Source organism: Micromonospora sp. RTBAU3-60, assembly GCF_054963695.1.
This window is the reverse complement of sequence record NZ_JBUEGB010000024.1, coordinates 82012-106851: the sequence shown is the minus strand read 5'-3', so window position 1 is coordinate 106851 and position 24840 is coordinate 82012. Positions and strand designations below refer to the sequence as shown.

Below are 24840 nucleotides of genomic sequence, written 5' to 3'. Positions count from 1 at the left end.
GGGTCCGGCGGGGCGGATGCTGCGAGGTCGCCGATGTGGTGGTGTCGGCGGGGCGGACGCTGCGAGGTCGCCGATGTGGCGGGGTCCGGCGGCCCGGGACACCGCGATATCGCCGACGTGGCGGGTCCGGCGGGGCGGGCGCCGCGAGGTCGCCGATGTGGTGGTGTTGGCGGGGCGGGACACCGCGAGGTCGCCGATGTGGTGGGGTCCGGCGGGGCGGGACACCGCGGCGTCGCCGACCTGGTGGGGGCCGGCGGGGCGGACGCTGCGAGGTCGCCGATGTGGTGGTGTCGGCGGGGCGGACGCCGCGAGGTCGCCGACGTGGCGGGGTCCGGCGGCCCGGGACATCGCGACATTGCCCACGTGGCGGGGTCCGGCGGCCGGGGACACCGCGACGTCGCCGATCTGGCGAGGGCGGCGAGCCGGGTTGCCCGGAGGGTGGCGACACGAGGGCCGGCGTTGGCACTCTCCTTGACGGAGTGCTAGCCGAGGAATAACCTGCGATTAGCACTCTCACCCTGAGGGTGCCAACGCCCGGGCCCTGGTGTCCGGGGGTTGAACGCCAGGCGGACCGGCACCCGCGACGACGGCCCCGCCCGGTGGCATGTGGCAGATTGACGCTGGTCGGCATGCCGACCGGCAACGAAACCAGTACCCCAGGAGGGTATGCCCGTGACTACCGCGACCAAGGTTGCGATCAAGCCGCTCGAGGACCGGATCGTGGTCCAGGCGAACGAGGCTGAGACCACCACGGCGTCGGGCATCGTGATCCCCGACACCGCCAAGGAGAAGCCGCAGGAGGGCACCGTCCTCGCTGTCGGCCCGGGCCGGATCGACGACAAGGGCAACCGTGTGCCGATCGACGTGAAGGTCGGCGACACCGTCCTGTACTCGAAGTACGGCGGCACCGAGGTCAAGTACGCCGGCGAGGAGTACCTGGTGCTCTCCGCCCGCGACGTCCTCGCGGTCATCGAGAAGTAAGCAACCGATCAGTGTCGTTGCCCCGGTCCGGCTCGCCGGGCCGGGGCAGCGTCGCTTCGAAGGGATACCGATGGCGAAGATCCTCAGCTTCTCGGACGACGCCCGGCACCTGCTCGAGCACGGTGTCAACACCCTCGCGGACGCGGTCAAGGTCACTCTCGGCCCGCGTGGGCGCAACGTCGTCCTGGACAAGAAGTTCGGTGCACCGACGATCACCAACGACGGCGTGACCATCGCCAAGGAGATCGAGCTCACCAACCCGTACGAGAACCTCGGCGCGCAGCTGGTCAAGGAGGTGGCGACGAAGACCAACGACGTCGCTGGCGACGGGACCACCACCGCGACCGTGCTGGCCCAGGCGATGGTCCGCGAGGGCTTGCGCAACGTCGCGGCCGGCGCCAACCCGGCCGGCCTCAAGCGGGGCATCGACGCGGCGGCGAACAAGGTCTCCGAGGCCCTGCTCGGCCGGGCCGTCGAGGTGGCCGGCAAGGAGTCGATCGCGCACGTCGCGACGATCTCCGCGCAGGACGCCACCATCGGCGAGCTGATCGCCGAGGCGATGGAGAAGGTCGGCCGCGACGGTGTCATCACCGTCGAGGAGGGCTCCGCGCTCACCACCGAGCTGGAGGTGACCGAGGGCCTGCAGTTCGACAAGGGCTTCATCTCGCCCAACTTCGTCACCGACGCGGAGGCGCAGGAGTCGGTCCTGGAGGACCCGTACGTCCTGATCACCACCCAGAAGATCTCGGCGATCGAGGAGCTGCTGCCGCTGCTGGAGAAGGTCCTCCAGCAGAACAAGCCGCTGCTGATCATCGCCGAGGACGTCGAGGGCCAGGCGCTGTCCACCCTGGTGGTCAACGCGCTCCGCAAGACCCTGAAGGTCTGCGCGGTCAAGGCCCCCGGCTTCGGCGACCGCCGCAAGGCGATGCTCCAGGACATGGCGATCCTGACCGGCGCCGACCTGGTCGCCCCGGAGCTGGGCTACAAGCTCGACCAGGTCGGCGTGGAGGTGCTCGGCACCGCCCGCCGTGTCGTGGTCGACAAGGAGACCACCACCGTCGTCGACGGTGGCGGCCGGGCCGCGGAGGTCGCCGACCGGGTCGCCCAGATCCGCAAGGAGATCGAGGCCTCGGACTCCGAGTGGGACCGGGAGAAGCTGGCCGAGCGGCTGGCGAAGCTCTCCGGCGGCATCGCGGTCATCAAGGCCGGCGCGGCCACCGAGGTCGAGATGAAGGAGCGCAAGCACCGCATCGAGGACGCCATCGCGGCGACCAAGGCCGCGGTGGAGGAGGGTACGGTCCCGGGCGGCGGCGCCGCCCTGGCCCAGATCCTGCCGGCGCTCGACGACGACCTGGGCTTCACCGGTGACGAGAAGGTCGGCGTCTCGATCGTGCGCAAGGCGCTGGTCGAGCCGCTGCGCTGGATCGCCCAGAACGCCGGCCACGACGGCTACGTGGTGGTGCAGAAGGTCGCCGGCAAGGAGTGGGGCCACGGCCTCGACGCCGCCCGCGGCGAGTACGTCGACCTGGTCAAGTCCGGCATCATCGACCCGGTGAAGGTGACCCGCAACGCGGTCACCAACGCCGCCTCGATCGCCGGCCTGCTGCTCACCACCGAGAGCCTGGTGGTGGAGAAGCCGGAGAAGGCCGAGCCGGCCGCCGCCGGTGGGCACGGCCACGGCCACGGTCACGGCCACCAGCACGGCCCGGGCTTCTGATCCCGACCCGTACGGCCTGAGTCAGGGCACACCGCAGACGCGGTGTGCCCTGACTCGCATCTGCTTACGGAACGCTGACGTGGCTGGTGGTCGGCGGGTGGGCGCGCCCACACTGGTCGGCGTGAGCAGCATGTCCCGCCCCCGGGCCGCGCTGGCCGGGGTGACCGCAGCGGCCGTGGCGATCGGCGCCGCCGAGCCGGTGGCCGTCCTGACCGGACCCCGCTCCGCGCCGCTGATCGCGGTCGGCGGGCTGGTCGTCGACGTGGTGCCCGAGCCGCTCAAGCAGTTCGCCATCGCGGTCTTCGGCACGTACGACAAGATCGCCCTGCTGGTCGGGACGGCGGTGCTGCTGGCCGCGTTCGCCGCGTTGCTCGGCGTGCTGGCGGCCCGGCGGTGGTGGATCGGCCTGGCCGGTATCGCCGGGTTCGCCGCCCTCGGGGTGGCCGCCGCGCTGACCCGGGCCGGCGCGGACGCCGCCGACGCGCTGCCCGCGCTGGTCGGCGGCGGGCTGGGGGCGCTGACGCTCTGGGCCTTCGTCGCCGGCCCGCTGCGGGTGGATTCCGGGCCGGCGGCCCCGGGCACCGCACACCGGGCCGGGCCCACGCCACCGCCGGCCGTCGCCGCGCTCGCTTCGGAGCAGCCCCTCGCCGGGTGGGAGCCACTGGAGCGCGGCGATCCGGGGTCGCGGCGGCGGTTCCTGCGCGGTGTCGGCCTGTTGGCCGGGACGGCGGCGGTGGCCGGGCTCGGCGGGCACTGGTTGGCCGGCCGGCGGGGCGTCTCGGCGGCGCGGCAGGCGGTGGCCCTGCCCACCCCGGTGGCGCCCGCCCCGCCGGTGCCGGCCGGCGCGGACCTGTCGGTGGGCCAGCTCGCGTCCTACGTCACGCCGAACCGGGCGTTCTACCGGATCGACACCGCCCTGGTGGTGCCGCAGGTGGACCCGGCGACCTGGCGGCTGCGCATCCACGGCCGGGTGCGCAATCCGATCGAGTTGAGCTTCGCCGAGCTGCTCGCCCGGCCGATGGTCGAGCGCTACGTCACGCTGGCCTGTGTCTCCAACGAGGTGGGTGGGGACCTGATCGGCAACGCCCGGTGGCTCGGCGTACCGATCAGGGAGTTGCTGGACGAGGCCGAGCCGGAGGAGGGCGCGGACCAGGTGGTCGGGCGCTCGGTCGACGGCTGGACCTGCGGCACCCCGACGGCGGTGCTGCGGGACGGCCGCGACGCGCTGCTGGCGGTCGGCATGAACGGCGAGCCGCTGCCGGTCGAGCACGGCTTCCCGGTGCGCATGGTGGTGCCCGGGCTCTACGGGTACGTCTCGGCGTGCAAGTGGGTGACCGAGCTGGAGCTGACCAGCTTCGCCGACTTCGACGCGTACTGGGTGCCGCGTGGGTGGTCGGCGCAGGGGCCGGTGCGGACCCAGTCGCGGATCGACACGCCGCGGCCGCGCACTCGGCTCACCGCCGGCCCGGTCATGGTCGCCGGGGTGGCGTGGGCCCAGCACCGGGGCATCCGGGCCGTCGAGGTACGCGTCGACGACGGCCCCTGGCAGCCGGCGGTGCTCGCCCCGACGGTCTCGGTGGACACCTGGGTGCAGTGGTCCTGGCGCTGGGCCGCCACCCCGGGCGAGCACACCCTGCAGGTACGCGCCACGGACGCCGACGGCGAGACGCAGCCGGGGGAGCGGCGGCCGGTCGCGCCGGACGGGGCCACCGGCTGGCACACCGTCCGGGTCACCGTCGGCTGAGCTTGATCCACTCCACATACGCGACGTTGCGGTGCCCCGGTCGCTCGGATACCGCAACATCGGCGAGACAGTGTCGATCAAGAAACGACGCCGCGCCCCGGTGGGGACGCGGCGTCGGGATGCCGGTGCGGCCGGTCAGGCGACCTTGCGCTGTGCCGGCACGGTGGACTTGTGCGGCTGGCCGAGCCGGGCCTCCAACCGGGCCACGTCGACCCGGGAGTGCCGACGGTCGGCGAGGTCCTCCCAGCCGAGGGCCAGCAGCCGGAGCCGCTCCGACTCGCTGAACCCGCCCCACACGCCGTACGGCTCGCGGACCGACAGGGCGTGGGCGGCGCACTCGGCCCGCACCGGGCAGGCCCGGCAGACGGCCTTGGCGCCGGACTCGCGGCGCAGCCGCGAGGAGCCACGTTCCCCGTCGGGGTGGAAGAACTGCGCGCTGTCCCTCCCCCGGCAGGCACCGAGCCGCTGCCAGTCCCACAGGTCGATGATGGGTCCAGGCAGTCTGCGTACGTTCGACATCAGCACCCCTCCTCCCGCGCGGCACCGCGGAGAATCCTTCGTGGCCAGCTACCGGTCGGCGGTCCGCGCGGGACACCTCTCCGGCTGGCCCCTCGATACCCGGGCTGTCCCGCGCTCACACATCTTTGATCGAAAACCCCGGACAGTAGGCGGCATATGCCCCATCTGCCGGAAAAGTTCCGATGATTGCCCGGAACCTCCTCCTGAGCGGACCCCGTCGTGGTCTGCTCTGAGGCGGAGAGGAGACGACTGTGCGTAGCGTTCTCGTGTGCGTTCGGACACCAATCGCGGCCCAGCACCTGGCCTCCGCGGCGGCGCGGCTCGGGCTGTCCGGCGTCGTCCGGACGGCGGTCTCCGATCCCGAGGTGATGTTGCGGCTCGCCGAACGTCCGGTCGACGTGGTGCTGGCCGACACCGCCCTCACCCGGCCGGACAGCGCGGGCTTCGTCCGGCGGGTGCTCGCCCGGGCGCCCCAGGCCGCGGTGCTGCTGCTCGGGGTCGAGGAGTCGGAGGCGGCCGCCGCCACCATCAGCGCCGGAGCGCGCGGGCTCATCCAGGGCACCGACCACGATCTGACCAGCGCGGTGGCGAAGGCCCTGCTGCTGCTCGCCGCCCCCGGCCGGGCCGCCAAGCACCGGGTGACCGACCCGGCCCGGGACGCCGCGGCGGTCGGCGGGACGGCCCGGTCGGCCGCGCCGGGGCGTACTCCCGCTGGGTCGACGCCGGCCTGGTCGGCGAGCCCGCCGGAGGGCCCGGGCGGCGCCCCCACCATGGTGCCGGTGCAGCGGGGCGAGGACGCGCCCGACCCGGCCGGCACCGAGGCCGCGCCGGCCGGCGGTCCGCAGCGCGCCGCGCCGAACGCCCGCGCTGCCGTCGGGCTGACCGAGCGGGAGCTTCAGGTGCTGCTCGGCATGGCCGAGGGCAAGAGCAACGCGGAGATCGGGCGGGAACTGTTCGTCTCGGAGGACACCGTCAAGACGCACGCCCGGCGGCTGTTCCGCAAGCTGGGCGCCCGGGACCGGGCGCACGCCGTGGCGGCGGGCTTCCGCGCCGGCCTGGTGGCCTGAGCGGCGCGGCCGGCGGTCAGTCCTCGGCGGGCGTGTCGTCCTCGGTGCCCTCGGTCAGCGTGTCGTGCACGCCGTCCGCGTAGCCCCGGGCGTAGTCCCAGCTGACGTAGTGGTCCGGGTCCGGGTCGTAGGCCGGCTCATGCACCCGCGGCCGCCCGGAGTTGAGCAGGTGGCGCAGGTTGCCCCGGAGCAGGTCCCAGTCGAAGTAGTGTGGCTCGCGGCAGTCCTCACACTCGATGACCAGGCCACGCACCCCGATCGGCTGCAGCAGGGCCTGGTAGATCTCCAGGTCGGCGAGGTCCTCCAGGACGTCCTGCCGCTCGACCTCGGTCAGCGGGTCGAGCGGGTCGTCCTCGCGCGGGTCGTGCAGGCCGGCAGCCGGATCGGCCGGGTCGCCGTTGAACGGGTCGATGGGCTCGTCGTGCACCCCCTCACCGTAGTCCCCGCCACCCCGAAAAGCCCGCCCCCGGGACTCCCTGTGGCGCCGCCTACCCTGGCCCGCCGCTGCCGGGCCCGGCGCTGCCCAGTGGGTACGATGAAGCGACGCGCCGTCACCCGGCGTGCGCCGGTCCAGGCGCGCGCCGCCTCGCTGAAGCCCGTCCGAAACAGCTCAGGGGAGCAATCGTGGAGAATTCGCCCAGCACCAACCTTCCTGCCGGCGCCGACGGCGGCGAGCTGGGCGGTCACCTGCCCGAGCTGCCGGCCGGCTCGGCGCGGGTGGTGCCGCTCGGGCTGACCTTCGACGACGTGCTTCTCCAGCCCGGCGAGTCGGACGTGGTGCCCAGCCGGGTCAACACCCGCACCAAGCTCACCCGGACCATCGAGCTGAACGTGCCGCTGCTGTCCAGCGCGATGGACACCGTCACCGAGGCGCGGATGGCGATCGCCATGGCCCGCCAGGGCGGCATCGGGGTGCTGCACCGCAACCTCTCCGTGGAGGACCAGGCGCTCCAGGTCGATCTGGTCAAGCGCTCCGAGTCCGGCATGATCACCAACCCGGTGACCGCCAGCCCGGACGACACCCTCCGCGAGGTCGACGCGCTCTGCGGCCGGTACCGGATCTCCGGCGTGCCGGTGGTCGACGGCCAGGGCCAGCTGGTCGGCATCGTCACCAACCGCGACATGCGCTTCGTCTCCGACCCGGCCACCCCGGTCCGCGAGATCATGACCCGGACCCCGCTGGTCACCGCTTCGGTCGGGGTGAGCAAGGACGAGGCGCTCGACCTGCTGCGCCGGCACAAGGTGGAGAAGCTGCCGATCGTCGACGAGTCGGGCAAGCTGCGCGGGCTGATTACCGTCAAGGACTTCACCAAGAGCGAGCAGTACCCGAACGCCACCAAGGACTCCGCCGGCCGGCTCCGGGTCGCCGCCGCCGTCGGCGTGGGCGAGGACGCGTACAAGCGGGCCCGGACCCTGGTCGACGCGGGCGTCGACGTGCTGATCGTGGACACCGCGCACGGCCACCAGCGGGCCGTGCTGGAGATGGTCGCCCGGCTCAAGAAGGACGTCGCGATCGACATCGTCGGCGGCAACGTGGCCACGTACGCCGGGGCGAAGGCGCTGGTGGACGCGGGCGCGGACGGCGTCAAGGTGGGCGTCGGCCCGGGCGCCATCTGCACCACGCGGATCGTCGCGGGGGTGGGCGTACCGCAGATCACGGCGATCATGGAGGCGGCGCGGGCGGCCCGCCCGGCCGGCGTGCCGGTGATCGGCGACGGCGGCATCCAATACTCGGGCGACATCGCCAAGGCCCTGGTGGCCGGCGCCGACACGGTGATGCTCGGCAGCCTGCTCGCCGGTTGCGAGGAGAGCCCGGGCGAGCTGATCTTCATCAACGGCAAGCAGTACAAGGCGTACCGGGGGATGGGCTCGCTCGGCGCGATGCAGTCCCGCGGCCAGGGCAAGTCCTACTCCAAGGACCGGTACTTCCAGCAGGACGTGCTCGCCGAGGACAAGCTGGTCCCCGAGGGCGTCGAGGGCCAGGTGCCCTACCGGGGCCCGCTCGCCCAGGTCGCCCACCAGCTCACCGGCGGCCTGCGCGCCGCCATGGGATACGTCGGCGCCGAGAGCATCCCCGAGCTGCACCGCCGCGGCCAGCTCATCCGGATCACCGCGGCCGGCCTCAAGGAGAGCCACCCGCACGACATCCAGATGACGGTCGAGGCGCCCAACTACCACTCCCGCTGACCATCACCCCCAACCACCTGGAGTCCCCATGCGTGACGTGGTCGAGATCGGGCTGGGCAAGACCGCGCAGCGCGGCTACCACCTGGACGAGATCGCCATCGTGCCGAGCCGCCGCACCCGGGACGTCGACGACGTCTCCACCGCGTGGCAGCTCGACGCGTACCCGTTCGGCATCCCCTGCGTCGGGCACCCGTCCGACGCGACCATGAGCCCCGCCTCGGCGGTGCAGCTCGGCCAGCTCGGCGGCCTCGGCGTGCTCAACGTCGAGGGCCTGTGGACCCGCTACGAGAACCCGACCAAGGTGCTGGAGGAGCTGGCCGGCCTGGACGAGGAGGCCCGGGCGACCAAGCGACTCCAGGAGGTGTACGCCGAGCCGATCCGCCCCGACCTGATCGCCGAGCGGGTCCGCGAGCTGCGGGCCGGCGGCGGCACGGTGGCCGTCCGGGTCTCCCCGCAGCACACCCTGGCGCTCGCTCCGGTGATCCTCGACGCCGGCGTGGACATCCTGGTCATCCAGGGCACCATCGTCTCCGCCGAGCACGTCTCCACCACCGACGAGCCGCTCAACCTCAAGGAGTTCATCGCCGACCTCGACCTGCCGGTCATCGTCGGCGGCTGCACCGACTACAAGACCGCGCTGCACCTGATGCGCACCGGCGCGGCCGGCGTGATCGTCGGCATCGGCGGCGACGACTGGTCGACCACCGAGTCGGTGCTCGGCATCCGGGTGCCGATGGCCACCGCCATCGCCGACGCCGCCGCGGCCCGCCGCGACTACCTGGACGAGACCGGCGGCCGGTACGTGCACCTGATCGCCGACGGCGACATCCAGACCTCCGGCGACATCGCCAAGGCGCTGGGCTGCGGCGCGGACGCGGTGATGCTGGGCGAGCCGCTCTCCCGGTGCGAGGAGGCCCCGGCCGGCGGCGCCTGGTGGCACTCGGCGGCCAGCCACCCGTCGCTGCCGCGCGGCGCGTTCGAGGTGGCCGGCGAGCCGCTCGGCGGGATGGAGAAGCTGCTGTTCGGCCCGGCCGACGAGCCGGACGGTCAGCTCAACCTCTTCGGCGGCCTGCGCCGGGCGATGGCCAAGTGCGGCTACCGCGACCTCAAGGAGTTCCAGAAGGTCGGCCTGGTCCTGGACCGCTGACCGAAGGCGACCGACGACCGACGGCGCGGGTGGGGATTCCGTCCCACCCGCGCCGTCGCGCGTCTAGGCTCGGCGGATGACACGGGGGCGGCGGTGGTCCGCGGCGGTGCTGGCCGTCGCGCTGCTGGCCGGCGGGTGCACCGACGAGGACGACGACGCACGCTTCCGGCCGGGGGCGGCCGACCTCGGCGACCCGTACGTGCCGGGGGCCGGCAACGGCGGCTACGACGTCGCCCACTACGCGCTGCGGGTCCGCTACGACCCGGCCAGCGACCGGCTCACCGGCCAGGCCACCGTCACCGCCACCGCGACCACCGGGCTGTCCCGGTTCCACCTCGACCTCGCCGGCCTCACCGTCGACCAGGTACGCGTCGACGGCGCCCCGGCCACCCATCGCCGGGACGGCAACGAGCTGGTGGTCACCCCGGCGCACGGCCTGCCGGCGGGGAAGCGGTTCACCGTCGAGGTCGGGTACGGCGGGGTGCCGCAGCCGCTGCCCAGCGGCGAACTGGGCGACGGCGGCTTCCACGCCACCGGCGACGGGGCGATCGCGCTCGGCCAGCCGGAGTCGGCGAGCACCTGGTTCCCGGTCAACGACCACCCCTCCGACAAGGCCACCTACGACGTCGAGGTGACCGTCCCAGCCGGACTCGCCGCGCTGAGCAACGGGGTGCCGAAGGGACAGTCCAGCCAGGACGGCTGGACCACCTGGCGCTGGTCCGAGGGGGCGCCGATGGCCAGCTACCTGACCACCCTGGTGATCGGGAACTACCGGGTGTCGACCGGCACGCACGCCGGGAAGCCGCTGGTCACCGCGGTCGCCGCCGGGCTGCCGGCGGACGGGCCGGCCGCGACCGCGCTGGCTCGGACCGGCGAGGTCGCCGACTTCCTGGCCGAGCGCTTCGGGCCGTACCCGTTCGACGCGTACGGCGGCATCGCGGTCGCCGACGAGCGCATCGGGTACGCGCTGGAGACCCAGACCCGGCCGGTCTACGGGCCGGGCTTCTTCCGGGGCGGCCGGGCGAACACCGAGGTGGTCGCGCACGAACTGGCCCACCAGTGGTTCGGCGACAGCGTCTCGCTGTCCCGATGGAAGGACATCTGGCTCAACGAGGGCTTCGCCACGTACGCGGAGTGGCTCTGGAACGAGCACGACGGCGTCCGCCCCGTGACCCAGGCCTTCGCCGACCGGTACGCGGCGACCGACTGGACGAAGCCGTCGGTGGATCCGGGCCGGGCGGCGATGTTCGGCGACGCGGTCTACCAGCGGGGTGCGCTGGCCGTGCACGCGTTGCGCCGCGCGGTCGGCGACGAGACCTTCTTCCGCGTGCTGCGCGGCTGGCTGGCCGAGCGGCGCAACGGCACCGCCACCACCGCCGACTTCGTCGGGTACGCCGAGCAGGTCGCCGGCCGGTCGCTGCGCCCGCTGTTCGACGCCTGGCTGGTCGGTGCCACCGCGCCCGCCCTGCCGTGACGCGCACGTGATCGTCGCTCGGTAGGCTGCCGCGGGCGGAGCGGCCCCGGCACGGGTCGCGCCGGGCCGAGGAGGGATCGGGCGATGACGCGGGCGCTGCGGGGCGGACGACGACGGCTCGGGCTGCTGGTCTGCGGCACGCTGCTGCTCGCCGGCTGCGGTTCGGCCGACCCGGACCCGGGCGCGCCGACGGTCGGGCCGCCCACCGCGACGGCCGCGCGGACCTTCGGACCGGGGGCGGCCGGGGCCGGTGACGCCTACTTCCCGAGCTACGGCAACGGCGGCTACGACGTCGCCCACTACACCGTGCAGGTGCGCTACGACCCGGCGAAGGACCAGCTCACCGGCACCACCGTGGTGCGGGCCACCGCCACGGCGGACCTGTCCGCGTTCAACCTGGACCTGGCCGGGCTGACCGTGCGGTCGGTGACCGTGGACGGGGTTGAGGCCGCCCACACCCGCACCGACGACGAACTGGTCATCACCCCGGCCACCGGCCTGACCTCCGGCAACGGCTTCCTCGTCGAGGTCCGGTACGACGGCGAGCCGGCCGCCCTGGCCAACGACGTGCTCGGCGAGGGCGGCTGGCTGCACACCTCCGACGGGGCGATCGCGCTGGGCCAGCCGGAGTCGGCGAGCACCTGGTTCCCGGTCAACGACCACCCCTCCGACAAGGCCACCTACGACTTCGAGATCACCGTGCCCAAGGGGCTCACCGCGGTCGGCAACGGCGTCCCGAAGGGACGGACCACTCAGGGTGACTGGACCACCTGGCGCTGGTCCGAGGGGTCGCCGATGGCCAGCTACCTGACCACGGTGGCGATCGGGAAGTTCCGGGTGACCACCGGGGAGCACAAGGGACGACCGGTGTACAGCGCGGTCTCCACGAAGGTGGCGGCGGGCGCCCCGGACCGGTCGATCGCCCGGACCACCGAGGTCGCCGACTACCTGGAGAGCGTCTTCGGGCCGTACCCGTTCGACGCGTACGGCGGGGTGGTGGTCGCCGACGACCGGATCCGGTACGCGCTGGAGACGCAGAGCCGGCCGGTCTACTCGGCCAGCTTCTTCCGGCAGGGCGACAACACCGGGGTGGTCGCGCACGAGCTGGCCCACCAGTGGTTCGGCAACAGCGTGGCGCTGCAGAAGTGGCAGGACATCTGGCTCAACGAGGGCCTGGCCACGTACGCCGAGTGGCTCTGGGCCGAGCACACCGGCGAGTCCACCGTCCAGGGGACCTTCGACCAGAAGTACGCGGGCGCGTCGGGGCAGGTCTGGCGGACCCCGCCGGGCAAGCCGGGGGTGGCGAACCTGTTCAGCCAGTCGGTGTACGAGCGGGGCGGCATGACCGTGCACGCGCTGCGGGTGGCCGTCGGGGACTCCGCCTTCTTCACCATCCTGCGGACCTGGGCCGAGGAGAAGAAGAACGGCAACGCCACCACGGACGACTTCGTGGCCCTCGCCGAGCGGATCTCGCACAAGAAGCTCGGCAAGCTCTTCGACGCCTGGCTCTACGGCACCGAGCGGCCGGCCGCGCCGAAGCCGCGGTAAGGCCGAGCCCCGTCAACGCCTCCCGCGTAGCAGGGGCCCCTGCTGACCGCGGTCAGGTTTTGACGCGCAGTGCCGGGTGCGCGGCCAGGAACGCGTCCGCGGTGCCGCCGCGCAGCGCGGCGAGGAACTGCCGGCCCACGGGCTCGAGCTGCTCGCCCCGGTAGGACCCGCCCTTGCCCACCGCGTCGCCGGGGAGCCCGACCAGGACGAAGCCGGCCGCGGGCAGCCCACCGAGGGCGTACGCGAACTCCACCAGCCGGCGCCCGCCGCCGACGTACACCAGGGTGTCGCCGAGGGCGGCGGCCACCTGGTCGACCCGCGCCGGGTCCCGGGCCAGCCCCTGGTCGAGGATCTTCCGGGCCAGCGCCCGGATCAGCTGCTGCTGGTGGCGCTGCCGGGTGTAGTCGCCGCCGGCGGTGTAGCGCTGCCGGGCGTAGTCCAGCGCCTGCCAGCCGGTCAGGTGGCGGTCGCCCTTCTCGTAGACCATCTGCGGGCCGGTGTAGGTGCTGCCGGCCCGGTCCCGCAGCTGCCCGTCGGGCCGGCGGTGGATCGACGCGACCCGCTGGTCCACGTAGAGGTCCACCCCGCCGAGGGTGTCGACCAGCTTGTCGAACCCGCCGAAGGTGAGCACCGCCCCGGCGTCGATGCGCAGCCCGGTGTAGCGGCTGACCGTTGTGCGCAGCAGCTCGTACCCCTGGGCGGTGCTGGGGTGGGCCTTGTCGCCGGGGACCCGGCTGCCGTAGCTCATCGCGTGGGTCAGCTTGGTCCGGCCGCCGGGGTAGCCGGCCGCCGGGAAGGCCGGGATGTCCACCACCAGGTCGCGGGGGAGGGAGAAGAGGTACGCCCGGTCCAGGCCGGCCGGCACGTGCAGGACCAGCACCGCGTCGGCGTGCGGCTCCCAGCCCGGCACGGTGACCCGGGTGTCCACCCCTACGACGAGGAAGTTCAGCGGCCCCTTCAGGTCCGCGCCCGGCGGCGGGGCCGGGCTGGTCGGGGTCGGGCTCGGAGTGTCGGCGGACGGCGTGGGCGTGGCCGCGCCGGCGGTCGTCCCGGGCGCGGCGTCGGGGGTCGGGCGGGGGACGAGCCGGGCGGCCACCACCGCACCGGCGGCGACCAGCAGCACGGCCACCAGTGCGGCCAACCCCAACGGCCAGCGTCGGCTCGGTGTCGCGCCCGGCATGGTGGTCCCCTTCCCCCGGTGTTCACTCAACGCGCCAGGGGGCCCCACAGGTTGCGTGGCCCCGGTCCCGGCTCGTCGGGCGCTCTGCATGATCTCCGAAGAACTGGCCCTGGCGCGATGGCTACTCGTCGGTAATGATGCGTTCATGCGGTACGACGTGGTGGTCGTCGGGTCCGGCTTCGGTGGCAGTGTCACCGCGCTCCGCCTCGCCGAGAAGGGCTACCGCGTCGGTGTCCTGGAGGCCGGCCGGCGGTTCGCGGACGAGGAGTTCCCGGAGACCTCCTGGCGGGTCCGGCGCTTCCTGTGGGCCCCGAAGCTCGGCTGCTACGGCCTGCAGCGGATCGACCTGCTGCGCTCGGCCGACCGGAAGGCCGGCGGCGGCGTCCTGGTGCTCTCCGGCGCCGGGGTCGGCGGCGGCTCCCTGGTCTACGCGAACACCCTCTACGAACCCCTCGACGCGTTCTACGCCGACCCGCAGTGGCGGGACATCACCGACTGGCGGGACGAGCTGGCCCGCCACTACGACCAGGCGAAGCGGATGCTCGGCGTCACCACGTACCCGGTGGTCACCGGCGCGGACCGGGCGATGCGGGCGGTGGCCGAGCGGATGGGGGTGGGGCACACCTTCCACGCCACCCCGGTTGGCGTGCACATCGGCCGGCCCGGCGAGCGGGTGTCCGACCCGTACTTCGGCGGGGCCGGGCCGGACCGGACCGGCTGCCGTCACTGCGGCTCCTGCATGACCGGCTGCCGGCACGGCGCGAAGAACACCCTGGTCAAGAACTACCTCTGGCTGGCCGAGCGGCTCGGCGTGCAGGTCCACCCGCTGACCACGGTGACCGCGGTCCGACCGGCCGCTGGCGGTGGGTACGACGTGCACACCGTGCGCACCGGGGCCTGGGTGCGCCGGCGCCGGCAGGTGATCCACGCCGACCAGGTCGTCTTCGCGGCCGGCGCGCTGGGCACCCAGCGGCTGCTGCACGAGGTGCGGGCCACCGGGGCGCTGCCCGGGCTCTCGCCCCGCCTCGGCGAGCTGACCCGGACCAACTCGGAGGCGATCCTCGGCGCCTCGGTCGCCCACGGTCAGGCCCGGCGGCGCGGGCTCGACTTCACCGAGGGGGTGGCGATCACCAGTTCGTTCCACCCCGACCCGCAGACCCACATCGAGCCGGTCCGCTACGGCAAGGGCTCGAACGCCATGGGCCTGCTCCAGTCGTTGCTGGTCGACGGCGGCCCGCACCGGGTACGGCGCTGGCTGGGCAGCATCCTGCGGCAGCCCCGGCTGGCGGCCCGGATGCTGTCGGTGCGCGCCTGGTCCGAGCGGACCGTGATCGCCCTGGTTATGCAGTCGGCCGACAACTCCCTCACCACCCGCTCCCGGCGCGGGCTCTTCGGCCGGCGGCTGGTCTCCGGCCCCGGGCACGGGGCGCCCAACCCGGCCTGGATCCCGGCCGGCAACCAGGCGGTCCGGCTGCTCGCCGAGGAGATCGACGGCACGCCCGGCGGCGCGGTCACCGAGCCGTTCAACATCCCGATGACCGCGCACCTCCTCGGTGGGGCGGTGATCGGGGTCACCCCGGAGCGCGGGGTGATCGACCCGTACCACCGGGTCCACGGCCACCCGGGGCTGTATGTGGTGGACGGTGCGGCGGTGTCGGCGAACCTGGGGGTTAACCCGTCGCTGACCATCACCGCGCAGGCCGAGCGGGCCATGTCGTTCTGGCCGAACAAGGGTGAGGAGGACCCGCGGCCGCCGCTCGGGGCGGCGTACCGGCGGCTGGACCCGGTCGCCCCGCGCCACCCCGCGGTCCCCGAGCACGCCCCCGCCGCGCTGCGCGAGGGCTCACCCGGACGGGGTGTCATCGACTTCACGGCGTGACGCGGCCGGGGCGCGCCCGGCCCGGCGGTGACTGTCGGTAGGCTTGCTGCACATGAGCACGCCTCGCCCCGTCCTTGTGGTGGACTTCGGAGCCCAGTACGCCCAGCTCATCGCGCGCCGCGTACGCGAGGCGAGGGTCTACTCGGAGATCGTCCCGCACTCCATGCCGGTCGCCGACATGCTGGCGAAGAACCCGGCCGCGATCATCCTGTCCGGCGGTCCGGCCAGCGTCTACGCGCCGGACGCCCCGCAGGTCGACGCCGACATGTTCCAGTCCGGGGTCCCGGTCTTCGGCATCTGCTACGGCTTCCAGGCGATGGCCCAGGCGCTGGGCGGCACCGTCGCGCGGACCGGCAACCGGGAGTACGGCGGCACCCCGCTGCACGCCCGCCCGGAGGCCGGCGTGCTGCTCCGCGACCTTCCGGACGACCTGCCGGTCTGGATGAGCCACGGCGACTGCGTCACGGAGGCGCCGACCGGCTTCACGGTCATCGCCGAGTCGGCCGGCGCGCCGGTCGCCGCGTTCGAGGACCTGGTCGGCCGGCGGGCCGGGGTGCAGTTCCACCCGGAGGTCGGGCACACCGCCCACGGCCAGGAGATGCTCACCCGCTTCCTGTACGACATCGCCGGGATCGAGCCCACCTGGACCCCGGAGAACATCATCGACGAGCAGGTGGCCCGGATCCGGGAGCAGGTCGGCGACAAGGAGGTCATCTGCGCCCTGAGCGGCGGCGTCGACTCCGCGGTCGCCGCCGCGCTGGTGCACAAGGCCATCGGCGACCAGCTCACCTGCGTCTTCGTCGACCACGGCCTGCTGCGGGCCGGCGAGGCCGAGCAGGTGGAGAAGGACTACGTCGCGGCCACCGGGATCAAGCTCAAGGTGGTCGACGCCCGGGAGCGGTTCCTGGGCGCGCTGGCCGGGGTGACCGACCCCGAGCAGAAGCGCAAGATCATCGGCCGGGAGTTCATCCGGGTCTTCGAGGCCGCCGCCCGCGAGGTCGCCGCGCACGGCGACGTCGAGTTCCTGGTGCAGGGCACCCTCTATCCGGACGTGGTGGAGTCCGGTGGCGGCACCGGCACCGCCAACATCAAGAGCCACCACAACGTCGGTGGCCTGCCCGAGGACCTGAAGTTCGCGCTCGTCGAGCCGCTGCGCACGCTGTTCAAGGACGAGGTCCGCGCGCTCGGCCTGCAGTTGGGGCTGCCCGAGGCGATGGTCTGGCGGCACCCGTTCCCCGGCCCGGGCCTGGCCATCCGGATCATCGGCGCGGTCGACGAGGAGCGGCTCGCCGTGCTCCGCAAGGCCGACCTGATCGCCCGGCAGGAGCTGTCCGCCGCCGGGCTGGACCGGGGCGTCTGGCAGTTCCCGGTGGTGCTCCTGGCCGACGTGCGCAGCGTCGGCGTGCAGGGCGACGGGCGCACCTACGGCCACCCGGTGGTGCTGCGTCCGGTCTCCAGCGAGGACGCGATGACCGCCGACTGGTCCCGGCTGCCCTACGACGTGATCGCCCGGATCTCCACCCGGATCACCAACGAGGTCGCCGAGGTGAACCGGGTGGTCCTGGACGTGACCAGCAAGCCGCCGGGCACCATCGAGTGGGAGTGAGCCCGGCTCAGGCCGCCGGCGGCGTCGGCGGCTGAGGCGCGGTCCCGGGCGCCGGCTCCGGCGTCGGCCCAACCTGGGTTGGGGGCGGTGCGGCGGCCGGAGTGGGCGCGGTCTGCGGCGTCGCCCCCGCGTGGGTGGGGGTGGTCGGCTGCGGCGGGACCGGCGGCCAGCCCGGCGCGGTGCCCGCCGGGTGCGGCCAGGCGGGGGCGCCCGCCGGCTCCTCGGGCATCAGGAACCACATGATCGGGTACGCCAGCGCGGCGACCCCGCCGGTGAGCAGGGTGGCGACGGCGAAGACGACCCGGACCAGGGTGGGGTCGACGGCGAAGTAGCGGCCGAGGCCGCTGGCGACGCCGGCGACCATCCGGTCCGTGGTGGGACGACGGAGCTGCTTGTACGGGGCCTGAGGGGTGCTCGGAGAGGTCATGCGTCCACGGTGCCGCGCGGCGCGCCGGCCGACCTCGGTGAGCGCCCGGACCTCTACCCTGACCGATCCCTGAGGCGCCAGCCAAGAGTCAGGAATCTGACTCTTTTCGATCGGGGTAACGACAGCGGGGGAGAATTTTGTCCCGTGACTACCTCGCTGGAGCCGCTCCGCAGGATCGCGGCATACGCAGTTTGTGCCGATTCAGACGACCGGGTGCTGCTGGTCCGCGCATCGGAGCGCTCCGGCACCCCCGGCACCTGGTCGCTGCCCGGTGGGGCGGTCGACCACGGTGAGGACCCCCACCACACCGTCGTCCGGGAGACCGCGGCCGAGACCGGGCTCTCGGTCGCCGTCTCCGGTCTCCGGGACGTGATCGCCGACATGCGGGCGCTGCCCGAGCGCGGCATCACCATCCACACCGACCGGCTGCTCTACACCGTCTCGGTGCGCGGCGGGACGCTGACCGACCGGGAGGGCCGGCCGACGGACCTGGCCCGCTGGGTCACCCTCGACGAGGCCCGGGAGTTGCCGCTCCGGTCGTTCACCGCGCGTGCCCTGGGCCTGCCCTCCCGCACGGACGACGTCGTCCCGGAGGAGGTCCCCGAGTTCCCCTCGTTCTACGCGGTCCCGGGGCCGGACGGGCTGCACCGGGCGCAGCGCTTCGCCGCGTACGCGGTGGTGACCGACCCGGAGGAGCGGGTGCTGCTTACCCGGGTCTCCGACGGCTACCCGGGCGCCGGCTGCTGGCACCTGCCCGGCGGCGGCACCGACTACGGGGAGCAGCCGGGCGCCGCGCTGATCCGTGAGCTGGTCGAGGAGACCGGGCAGACCGGCCGCCTGGTCGAGCTGCTCGGCGTCGCCAGCCACCGCGACGCGGCCTCGCTCGGCCCGGAGGGCTACCCGATCGACTGGCACGGCGTACGCGCCTTCTACCGGGTGGTCGTCGACCAGCCGGCCCCGCCCACCGTGGCCGACGTCGGCGGCTCCACCTGCGAGGCCCGCTGGTTCCGGCGGGAGGAGCTGGGCGCCCTCCCCACCGACCGCCTCACCGAGGTCACCGCCGAGGCCGTCCACGCCGCCCAACTCATCTGACCACCCGCTGCCCCCGTCCTGGTTGATCATGAGGTTGACGGTGCGGTGCCCCGGCGCCGGGCCGCTAACCTCATGATCGACGTGCGTACGGCGGCGACGGGAGTGGTGCGGGGTGGAGCAGCGGCGGCGGATCGGGGCGTACGGGGTCCTCCGGGACGAGGCCGGGCGGGTGCTGCTCGTCCGGGGGTCCGCCCGCGCCGACTTCCCCGGCGTGTGGCAGCTGCCCGGGGGTGGCGTCGACCACGCCGAGCACCCGGAGACCGCCGCGGTCCGGGAGTTCGCCGAGGAGACCGGGCTGACGGTCCGGGTGACCGGGCTGCGGGACGCGGTCGCCGACGTGACCCGCTACGCCGACCTCGGCGTCGCCCTGCACACCGACCGGATCATCTTCGACGTCGCCGCCGTCGGCGGGACGCTCCGGGACGAGCCCGACAACACCACGGACCGGGCCCGCTGGTGCACCCTCGACGAGGCGCGGGAACACGCCCTGCTGCCGTTCACCGCCGAGTTGCTCGGTCTGCCCGTCGACCCGCTGCCGGCGCACGCCGCCCGGGAGACGCCCCGGCCGCCGTTCGGGCCGCTGCCCACCGACCGCGGGCAGCGCTTCGCCGCGTACGGGTTGGTCACCGATCCGGCCGGGCGGGTGCTGCTCACCATGATCGCCGACGGGTACCCGGGGGCCGGGAAGTGGCACCTGCCCGGCGGCGGCACCGACCACGGCGAGCAGCCGACGGCCGGGCTGCTCCGCGAGCTGGTCGAGGAGGCCGGCCAGCTCGGCCGGGTGGTCGAGCTGCTCGCGGTGGACAACCTGCACAATCCCGCCGCGCTCGGCCCGGAGGGGCGGCCGATGGACTGGCACAGCGTCCGGGTGATCTACCGGGTGAGCGTCGACGCCCCGACCGAGGCGGTGGTGACGGAGCTGGCGGGTGGGTCCACCGCGCGGGCCGCCTGGTTCGCTCCGGATCGGCTCCGTGGCCTGCGGATGACGGAGGTGGCTGCCCGGGCAACCGGACATCGAGGTAGGTGACGCCCGCCGGCCGGGTCGGGGTGGGGGAGCTCCGGTACAGTCGGGAGGGATTGGGCGGACGAAAACGGGCGATGACGCCCGGGATCAGGATATGTGAGCGGTTCGCGCGGTTAAGGGAGTTATAAGTACCGGCGGCAGCTATCGCCAAGCCCCACATCCCTGTGCAATGGTGTACTCCGCAAACGGGCTGCCGGACCAGAAAGGGTCCGGCACGAGACAGCCGGACACCCGCCCCACGGCGGTCAGCCGATCCGGTGATGGAGGAAACGTGCCGAGAGCCCCATGGCGCCGGCGTCGTACGAGTGACAGTCCGCGCCCCGCAGGGCGTCGCTGGGCGGGCCGGTTGCGCCGCAGCAGCACGTTCGCCCGCCAGGTGCTGCTGGTCCGGGTGGGCCGTCGGGACGGCGCCGCTTCCGCGAGCGACCTGGTCACCCCCGACCACCGCTGGGCGGACCGCCAGCGCCGCCGCTACGGCCGGTTCGACCCGGAGGTCGAGGCGGTGGCCCCGGTCAGCCCGGCGCTCGCCCCCGCGGCGCCGGTCGACGAGCCGTCGGCGATGTCGATCCCACTCCTGCCGGGCGAGCGCACCGCCGCCCGCCGGGCCAAGTTCACCCTGGTCAACGCCTGCACCCTGAGCAGCCTGATGCTCGGCATGCTGGCGATCTTCCTGGCCATGCGGGGCGAGGTCCGGGTGGCGGCGCTCTGCCTGATCGCCTGCGTCGCGTTCGACGGCCTGGACGGCGCGCTGGCCCGCAAGCTCGGCGTGGCCAGCCCGTTCGGCGCCCAGATGGACTCGCTGGCCGACATGTGCTCGTTCGGCCTCGCCGCCCCGGTGGTGGTCTACGCCTCGCTGGCCGGCTCGGTGCCGGCCGCGGCCGCCGCGGTGGCCTGCGCCCTGGTCGCGGGGTGCGCCGCGATCCGGCTGGCCCGGTTCAACGTCTCGCCCAAGGACGGCCGGTTCTTCTGCGGCGTGCCGACCACCATGGCGGCGGCCGTGCTGGCCCTGACCGTGGCGATCGGGGTGCCGGTCTCCGGCCTGGTGATGGTCGGCGGGGTGGCCCTGCTCGCCTTCGCCATGGTCTCCAGCTTCCCGTACGCGAAGCTCGCCCGGCTGGTGAAGCTGCCGCCGTGGCTCTGGCTGGCCCCGGTGGTCGGCGCGCTGGTCGACATCCGGCTCACCTTCGCCGTCGTGGTGGTGGGCTACCTGATCAGCGGCCCGGTGCTCTGGCTGCACCAGCGCCGCACCGCCTGACCCGTACCACGAGAAAGGGGCGCCGCGACGAGCGGCGCCCCTTTTCGTGTCCGGGGATCAGACCCAGCGGGCGATCACCGTCGCACCGCCGACCACCTTGTCGCCCGGGCCGACCAGCGGCTCGGCCGCGTCCGCCGGCAGGTAGACGTCGGTCCGCGAGCCGAACCGGATCAGGCCGAAGCGCTCACCCTTCGCGAGCAGCGCGCCGACCGGCGCCCGCTGCACGATCCGCCGGGCGATCAGGCCGGTCCGCTGCGCCACCACCACGGTGCCGTGCGCAGTGTCCAGCACCGTGTAGGCCGCCACGTTGTGCTCGGCCTCCGGCTTCATCGCGTTGACGAACCCGCCGTCCGCGACGAAGTAGTCGACCACCTTGCCGGCCACGGGGGACCGGTTGACGTGCACGTCCAGCACCGACAGGAAGACCGCGACGCGCAGCCACTCGCCGTCGCCGAAGCGCTCGTCGTGCAACCGCTGCACCGAGAGCACCTGGCCGTCCGCCGCGGCGACGACGGCCGACGGGTCCTCCGGGACGTCCCGCTCCGGGTCCCGGAAGAACGCGGCCACCGGCGCGGCGGCCAGCGCCGGCAGCAGCCAGAGCTTCGACTTCGGCCGGGTCACCCTGGCCAGCGCGGCGAGGCCGAGGCTGATGCCGGCCGCCGCGACGCCGTTGGAGTCGATGTGCATGGTCCGGGTCAGCGGCACGCTCGACGGCCGGTACGCCGGCGACAGTTGGGCGGCCAGCGCGGCGCTCGCCGGGGTGAAGCGGAGGTGGTGCACGCGTACCGGCGGGGAGTTGCGCAGCACCAGATCGGCGCGGGCGCCGTGCAGCACACCCTGCCGGTCCAGCTCGGCCCCGGCGCCCGCGCTGCGGAAGACCGGCGCGGCCACGCTCAGCACCGCGCCCTCGGTCAGGTACTTCGACAGCCCGTCGACGGCCACCCGGGCCTCGTCGGCGGTGCCGGTGAACGGTTCGGCGGCGATGACCACCTCGGCGGCGTCCGCCTCGGCGAGGGTGTCGACCACCCGTACCCGCTCGGCGACCCAGCGGCCCTGGGCCGACACGTGCTCGCGGAGTGCGGCGGCGGAGCCCTCCGCCGGCACGACGGTGAGCCGGTCGCCGGGGAGCAGTGCCTCGATCGCCGCGGCCAGCACCGGGGACTCCGGGGTCGCGCCGACCAGCAGGCCGGCCTTCGGGTCGTTGCGCCGGGCGAACTCGCTGACGAGGGTACGGGCGGCACGCTCGCCGACGCGGACCGGACCGGACGGACCGGGGGTGCGCACGGCGGGGGACTGGGTCATGTCGGACGGGCTCCTGACGACGTAGAGACGGACGGCGGCGGGACCACCACGGTGACCTGGCCGGCCGGGGCGGGACGGGGCCCGACGACCGGGGGTACCGGCCGCGGCCGCGCCACCCGGGGGGCCGGCCGGCGGAGGCGAGATCTCCACCAGCCAGCATAGGCGGCGGCGTCCCGGCATTGCACCGCCGCGGTCAGCCCGGCGGCGGCTCCGCCCGACCGGCCGCACCCCCGCCGGTGCCCGGACCATCCGATGCGTCCCGTTCGGCCGCCTGCTCCGGACCGTCCATCGCGGGCAGCTCGCGGGTCACCGGCTCGCTCCCGCCGAGGACTGCCCCCGCCGGTTCGACGGGCAGCTCGCGGGTGGCGGGGTCGCCGTCCCCACGGTCGCTCGGCGGCGTGGTGGGCGACCAGCGCGGCTCCCCGCCGGCGGGCCGGTCCTCCCACGCCGGAACGGGCGCCTCGGCCACCGCGTCGGTGGCCCACTCGTCAGCCACCGGGGCGGTGGCTGGGCCGCCGGTCGGGGCGGCGTCCACATAGGGTGCCGCGACCGTCGCATCGGGTCGCGGGTGGACCGCTTCGCTGTCGGCGTGGCGCCCGGAGCGCAGCGCGCCGACCAGGCCGAGCAGCCCGATCACGATCAGCCCGCCCGCCAGGAACCAGCCCACCGGTGGCAGGGCCAGCCCGAGGATCCGGGCGAGCAGCCACCAGACGGCGAGGGCCAGGAAGACCAGCCCGAAGGCGAACGACACGAGGTCGGTGCGGTGGGCCTTCACCGGGTCACCTCCAGGTCTCCGGCGTTCACGTGGATGAGCAGGCGCAGGGTGCCCCCGCCGCGGCCGTCCGGCCCGAGGTCGGTGGTCTCCCCCTGGCGGCCGTTGACCGCGCTGGTCCGCCGGCCGAAGACCGTGGCGTCACCGGCGTTCACGTCGGTCACCGTGGTGACGTCCACGTTCGGCGGTACGACCACCGTCGCCTTGCCGAAGTTGATGTCCACGGTGATCTGGGTGTCCTTCTTGTCGAAGTCCACCGCCCGCAGGTCGAGCACCGCGTCGCCGAAGTTGTTCTGGTAGCGGACCGCCAGGTCGCGGTAGTCGGCCGGGGCCCAGGTGACGTTGCCGTCGATGCCGCGTATCCGGTCGTAGGAATCGGCGACGGTGGCGATGCCGAGCGCCGCTGCGGTGACCAGGCCGAGCGCGATGAGCCAGCGGGCCCGCCCGAACCAGGTGCCCACCAGCAGCCCGAGGCCGATGGTGGCCAGCGCCGCGGCGAAGTATCCGGCCGCACCGACCGTGAAGACGTCGAGCAGGTCGAGCAGGGTCACCACGCCCAGCGCCAGGAAGATCAGCGAGAAGGTGACCGCGCCGAGCGCGGAACGCTCCTTCGGCCGCTTCGGTGGCCGTGCCGGCCGGGCGGGGGCCGGCGGCGCCGGCGGGTACGCCTGGGCGTACGGGCCGTGCGGCGCGAACGGCGGCCGGTAGCCGCCCGGTGCCAGCGGCGCGCCCACCGGCGCGGGCGGCGGCACGGAGACCGGCTGGCCGAGCGGGCTGCCCGTCGTCGGCGCGCCGGACCAGGCCGGTGTCGCGTCGCCCGGCCACGCCGCGCCGGAGACCGGAGCCGGCTCCGCGGGGTGACCCGTCGCCGGCCAGGCCGGCTGCGCGGCGGTGCGCTCGGGGTTGGACCAGCCCGTTGCGACCTCCGGGGCGGGCCCGGCGTCGGAAGCCGGCCGGGTGCCGCCGACCGGCTGGTCGACGGTCTCGGCGGACGCCGCCGCCCAGGTCGGGGTCGTGGCGGTCGGGGCCTCCGGCCAGGCCGGGGTCGCCGGGGCGCTCGTCGGCCAGCCCGCCGCGCCGGTCGTCGGCGCGGCGGCCGGGCCGGCGGTGGCGGAGCCGGACCAGGCCGGGCCGGTGGCGGGCGTGCCGGCGGACGGAGTGGCGCCGGAACCGGGCCAGGCGGCCGGACCGGGCGGCGTGCCAGGCCCGGCCGCGGCCGGCCGCCGGCCCAGCGGGCCGCGCTGGTCCCGGTTGAGCAGCAGCGCACCGCCGATGAGGATCACCGCACCGAGCAGGATCGCCCGGAACGCGTTGGTGACGACGTAGCCGAAGCCGACCGCGACCGCGATGCTGAGCACGATCACGGTGATCGGGGACATGCTCGACCGGCCCCGGCCCAGCATCGACTCGACCGGCGAGGCGGTGTCCCCCTCGCCGGGGATGATCAGCCAGGCGGTGACGTAGACCAGGATGCCGATGCCGCCGAAGAAGCCCAGCACGGCGAGCAGCACCCGCCACAGCACCGGGTCGGTGTTGGTGGCGCGGCCGATGGCGGCGCAGACGCCGGCCAGGTAGCGGCCGTCCCGCGGGCGGACCAGCCCGTACCGGGAGGTGAAGCCCGCGGTGCCGGGCGGTGGGGCGTACCCGGGCGGTGGCGCGTCGGCGAACGGTGCGGACCCCGCGGTCGACGCGCCCGGTGGCGGGCCGGCGGATCCGGCCGGCGGCGGCGTCGGGGCGTCGGTGGGGGTGGCCGCCGGCCCCGACGGGGGTGGCGGTGGCCCGTCCTGTGGTGCCGCCCCGGGCCGGGGCGGACGGGCAGGGTCGTCGGTCATGCCTTCGATCCTGCTGCCCCGCTCGCCCGAGCGTCCTCCGGACCCGACCCTGACCCCACCCTGAGATCCGCGGCCCCGAATGTCGGG

The 24840-nt window shown here is 74.4% G+C and carries 19 protein-coding genes and 1 pseudogene; 13 read left to right on the top strand and 7 right to left on the bottom strand.

What is annotated here, in order from left to right:
* The first annotated feature begins 666 nt into the window (after positions 1-666).
* The 3 genes from groES (at position 667) to ACY34I_RS23070 (ending at position 4442) form a co-directional block, all read left to right on the top strand.
* A complete protein-coding gene (gene groES, locus ACY34I_RS23080) occupies positions 667-981 on the top strand; it encodes a co-chaperone GroES (RefSeq protein ID WP_018222648.1) in 315 nt (104 codons plus the stop codon).
* A gap of 70 nt (positions 982-1051) precedes the next feature.
* Complete coding sequence (gene groL / locus ACY34I_RS23075; RefSeq protein WP_462757142.1) at positions 1052-2698, top strand: chaperonin GroEL; 1647 nt, start codon at positions 1052-1054, stop codon at positions 2696-2698.
* A 130-nt stretch (positions 2699-2828) separates the two neighbouring features.
* Positions 2829-4442 (top strand): molybdopterin-dependent oxidoreductase, encoded by a 1614-nt coding sequence (locus tag ACY34I_RS23070; protein WP_462757143.1) that lies wholly within the window; start codon positions 2829-2831, stop codon positions 4440-4442.
* A 135-nt stretch (positions 4443-4577) separates the two neighbouring features.
* On the opposite strand, the gene ACY34I_RS23065 is transcribed toward ACY34I_RS23070, so the two are convergent.
* Positions 4578-4961, bottom strand: coding sequence for a WhiB family transcriptional regulator (locus tag ACY34I_RS23065; protein ID WP_148793599.1), 384 nt, complete (start codon positions 4959-4961; stop codon positions 4578-4580).
* Between the two features lie 251 nt (positions 4962-5212).
* On the opposite strand from ACY34I_RS23065, the gene ACY34I_RS23060 reads away from it, so the two are divergent.
* A complete protein-coding gene (locus ACY34I_RS23060) occupies positions 5213-6028 on the top strand; it encodes a helix-turn-helix transcriptional regulator (protein ID WP_462757141.1) in 816 nt (271 codons plus the stop codon).
* Between the two features lie 16 nt (positions 6029-6044).
* Here ACY34I_RS23060 and ACY34I_RS23055 read toward each other — a convergent pair whose 3' ends face one another.
* Positions 6045-6455, bottom strand: coding sequence for a DUF5319 domain-containing protein (locus tag ACY34I_RS23055; protein ID WP_148793602.1), 411 nt, complete (start codon positions 6453-6455; stop codon positions 6045-6047).
* Between the two features lie 197 nt (positions 6456-6652).
* Here ACY34I_RS23055 and guaB point away from each other — a divergent pair, with 197 nt between their 5' ends.
* The 4 genes from guaB to ACY34I_RS23035 all read left to right on the top strand — a co-directional run bounded on the left by guaB (position 6653) and on the right by ACY34I_RS23035 (position 12384).
* Complete coding sequence (guaB, locus tag ACY34I_RS23050) at positions 6653-8215, top strand: IMP dehydrogenase (RefSeq protein ID WP_462757140.1); 1563 nt, start codon at positions 6653-6655, stop codon at positions 8213-8215.
* A gap of 28 nt (positions 8216-8243) precedes the next feature.
* Entirely contained in the window at positions 8244-9362 is a 1119-nt protein-coding gene (locus tag ACY34I_RS23045) for a GuaB3 family IMP dehydrogenase-related protein (RefSeq protein ID WP_148793605.1), read from the top strand.
* A gap of 76 nt (positions 9363-9438) precedes the next feature.
* Positions 9439-10836 (top strand): M1 family metallopeptidase, encoded by a 1398-nt coding sequence (locus ACY34I_RS23040; RefSeq protein WP_462757139.1) that lies wholly within the window; start codon positions 9439-9441, stop codon positions 10834-10836.
* An 84-nt stretch (positions 10837-10920) separates the two neighbouring features.
* Positions 10921-12384, top strand: a complete 1464-nt coding sequence (locus ACY34I_RS23035; RefSeq protein ID WP_462757138.1) for a M1 family metallopeptidase — start codon at positions 10921-10923, stop codon at positions 12382-12384.
* A 52-nt stretch (positions 12385-12436) separates the two neighbouring features.
* On the opposite strand, the gene ACY34I_RS23030 is transcribed toward ACY34I_RS23035, so the two are convergent.
* A complete protein-coding gene (locus ACY34I_RS23030) occupies positions 12437-13564 on the bottom strand; it encodes an LCP family protein (protein ID WP_462757137.1) in 1128 nt (375 codons plus the stop codon).
* 145 nt (positions 13565-13709) lie between these two features.
* Between ACY34I_RS23030 and ACY34I_RS23025 the strand changes: the two genes are divergently transcribed.
* A complete protein-coding gene (locus ACY34I_RS23025) occupies positions 13710-15443 on the top strand; it encodes an FAD-dependent oxidoreductase (RefSeq protein WP_462757136.1) in 1734 nt (577 codons plus the stop codon).
* Positions 15444-15495: 52 nt separating this feature from the next.
* The gene (guaA, locus tag ACY34I_RS23020) at positions 15496-17049 is read left to right on the top strand and encodes a glutamine-hydrolyzing GMP synthase (RefSeq protein ID WP_462757135.1); all 1554 of its coding nucleotides are present in this window, start codon (positions 15496-15498) and stop codon (positions 17047-17049) included.
* Between the two features lie 7 nt (positions 17050-17056).
* Here guaA and ACY34I_RS23015 read toward each other — a convergent pair whose 3' ends face one another.
* Entirely contained in the window at positions 17057-17476 is a 420-nt protein-coding gene (locus tag ACY34I_RS23015; RefSeq protein ID WP_462757134.1) for a PspC domain-containing protein, read from the bottom strand.
* Between the two features lie 144 nt (positions 17477-17620).
* Between ACY34I_RS23015 and ACY34I_RS23010 the strand changes: the two genes are divergently transcribed.
* The 3 genes from ACY34I_RS23010 (at position 17621) to ACY34I_RS23000 (ending at position 20847) form a co-directional block, all read left to right on the top strand.
* A complete protein-coding gene (locus ACY34I_RS23010; RefSeq protein ID WP_462757133.1) occupies positions 17621-18568 on the top strand; it encodes an NUDIX hydrolase in 948 nt (315 codons plus the stop codon).
* 112 nt (positions 18569-18680) lie between these two features.
* Positions 18681-19595, top strand: a complete 915-nt coding sequence (locus ACY34I_RS23005) for an NUDIX hydrolase (protein ID WP_462757132.1) — start codon at positions 18681-18683, stop codon at positions 19593-19595.
* A gap of 343 nt (positions 19596-19938) precedes the next feature.
* The gene (locus tag ACY34I_RS23000) at positions 19939-20847 is read left to right on the top strand and encodes a CDP-alcohol phosphatidyltransferase family protein (RefSeq protein WP_462757131.1); all 909 of its coding nucleotides are present in this window, start codon (positions 19939-19941) and stop codon (positions 20845-20847) included.
* Between the two features lie 57 nt (positions 20848-20904).
* Here ACY34I_RS23000 and ACY34I_RS22995 read toward each other — a convergent pair whose 3' ends face one another.
* From ACY34I_RS22995 to ACY34I_RS22985, 3 genes and pseudogenes are all read right to left on the bottom strand, one after another.
* Entirely contained in the window at positions 20905-22149 is a 1245-nt protein-coding gene (locus ACY34I_RS22995) for a phosphatidylserine decarboxylase (RefSeq protein ID WP_462757130.1), read from the bottom strand.
* Positions 22150-22693: 544 nt separating this feature from the next.
* Positions 22694-22924, bottom strand: a pseudogene (locus ACY34I_RS22990) (hypothetical protein); the annotation flags it as partial.
* The gene (locus ACY34I_RS22985; RefSeq protein ID WP_462757129.1) at positions 22921-24753 is read right to left on the bottom strand and encodes a PspC domain-containing protein; all 1833 of its coding nucleotides are present in this window, start codon (positions 24751-24753) and stop codon (positions 22921-22923) included. The pseudogene ACY34I_RS22990 and the gene ACY34I_RS22985, both read right to left, overlap by 4 nt.
* Positions 24754-24840: the final 87 nt, after the last annotated feature.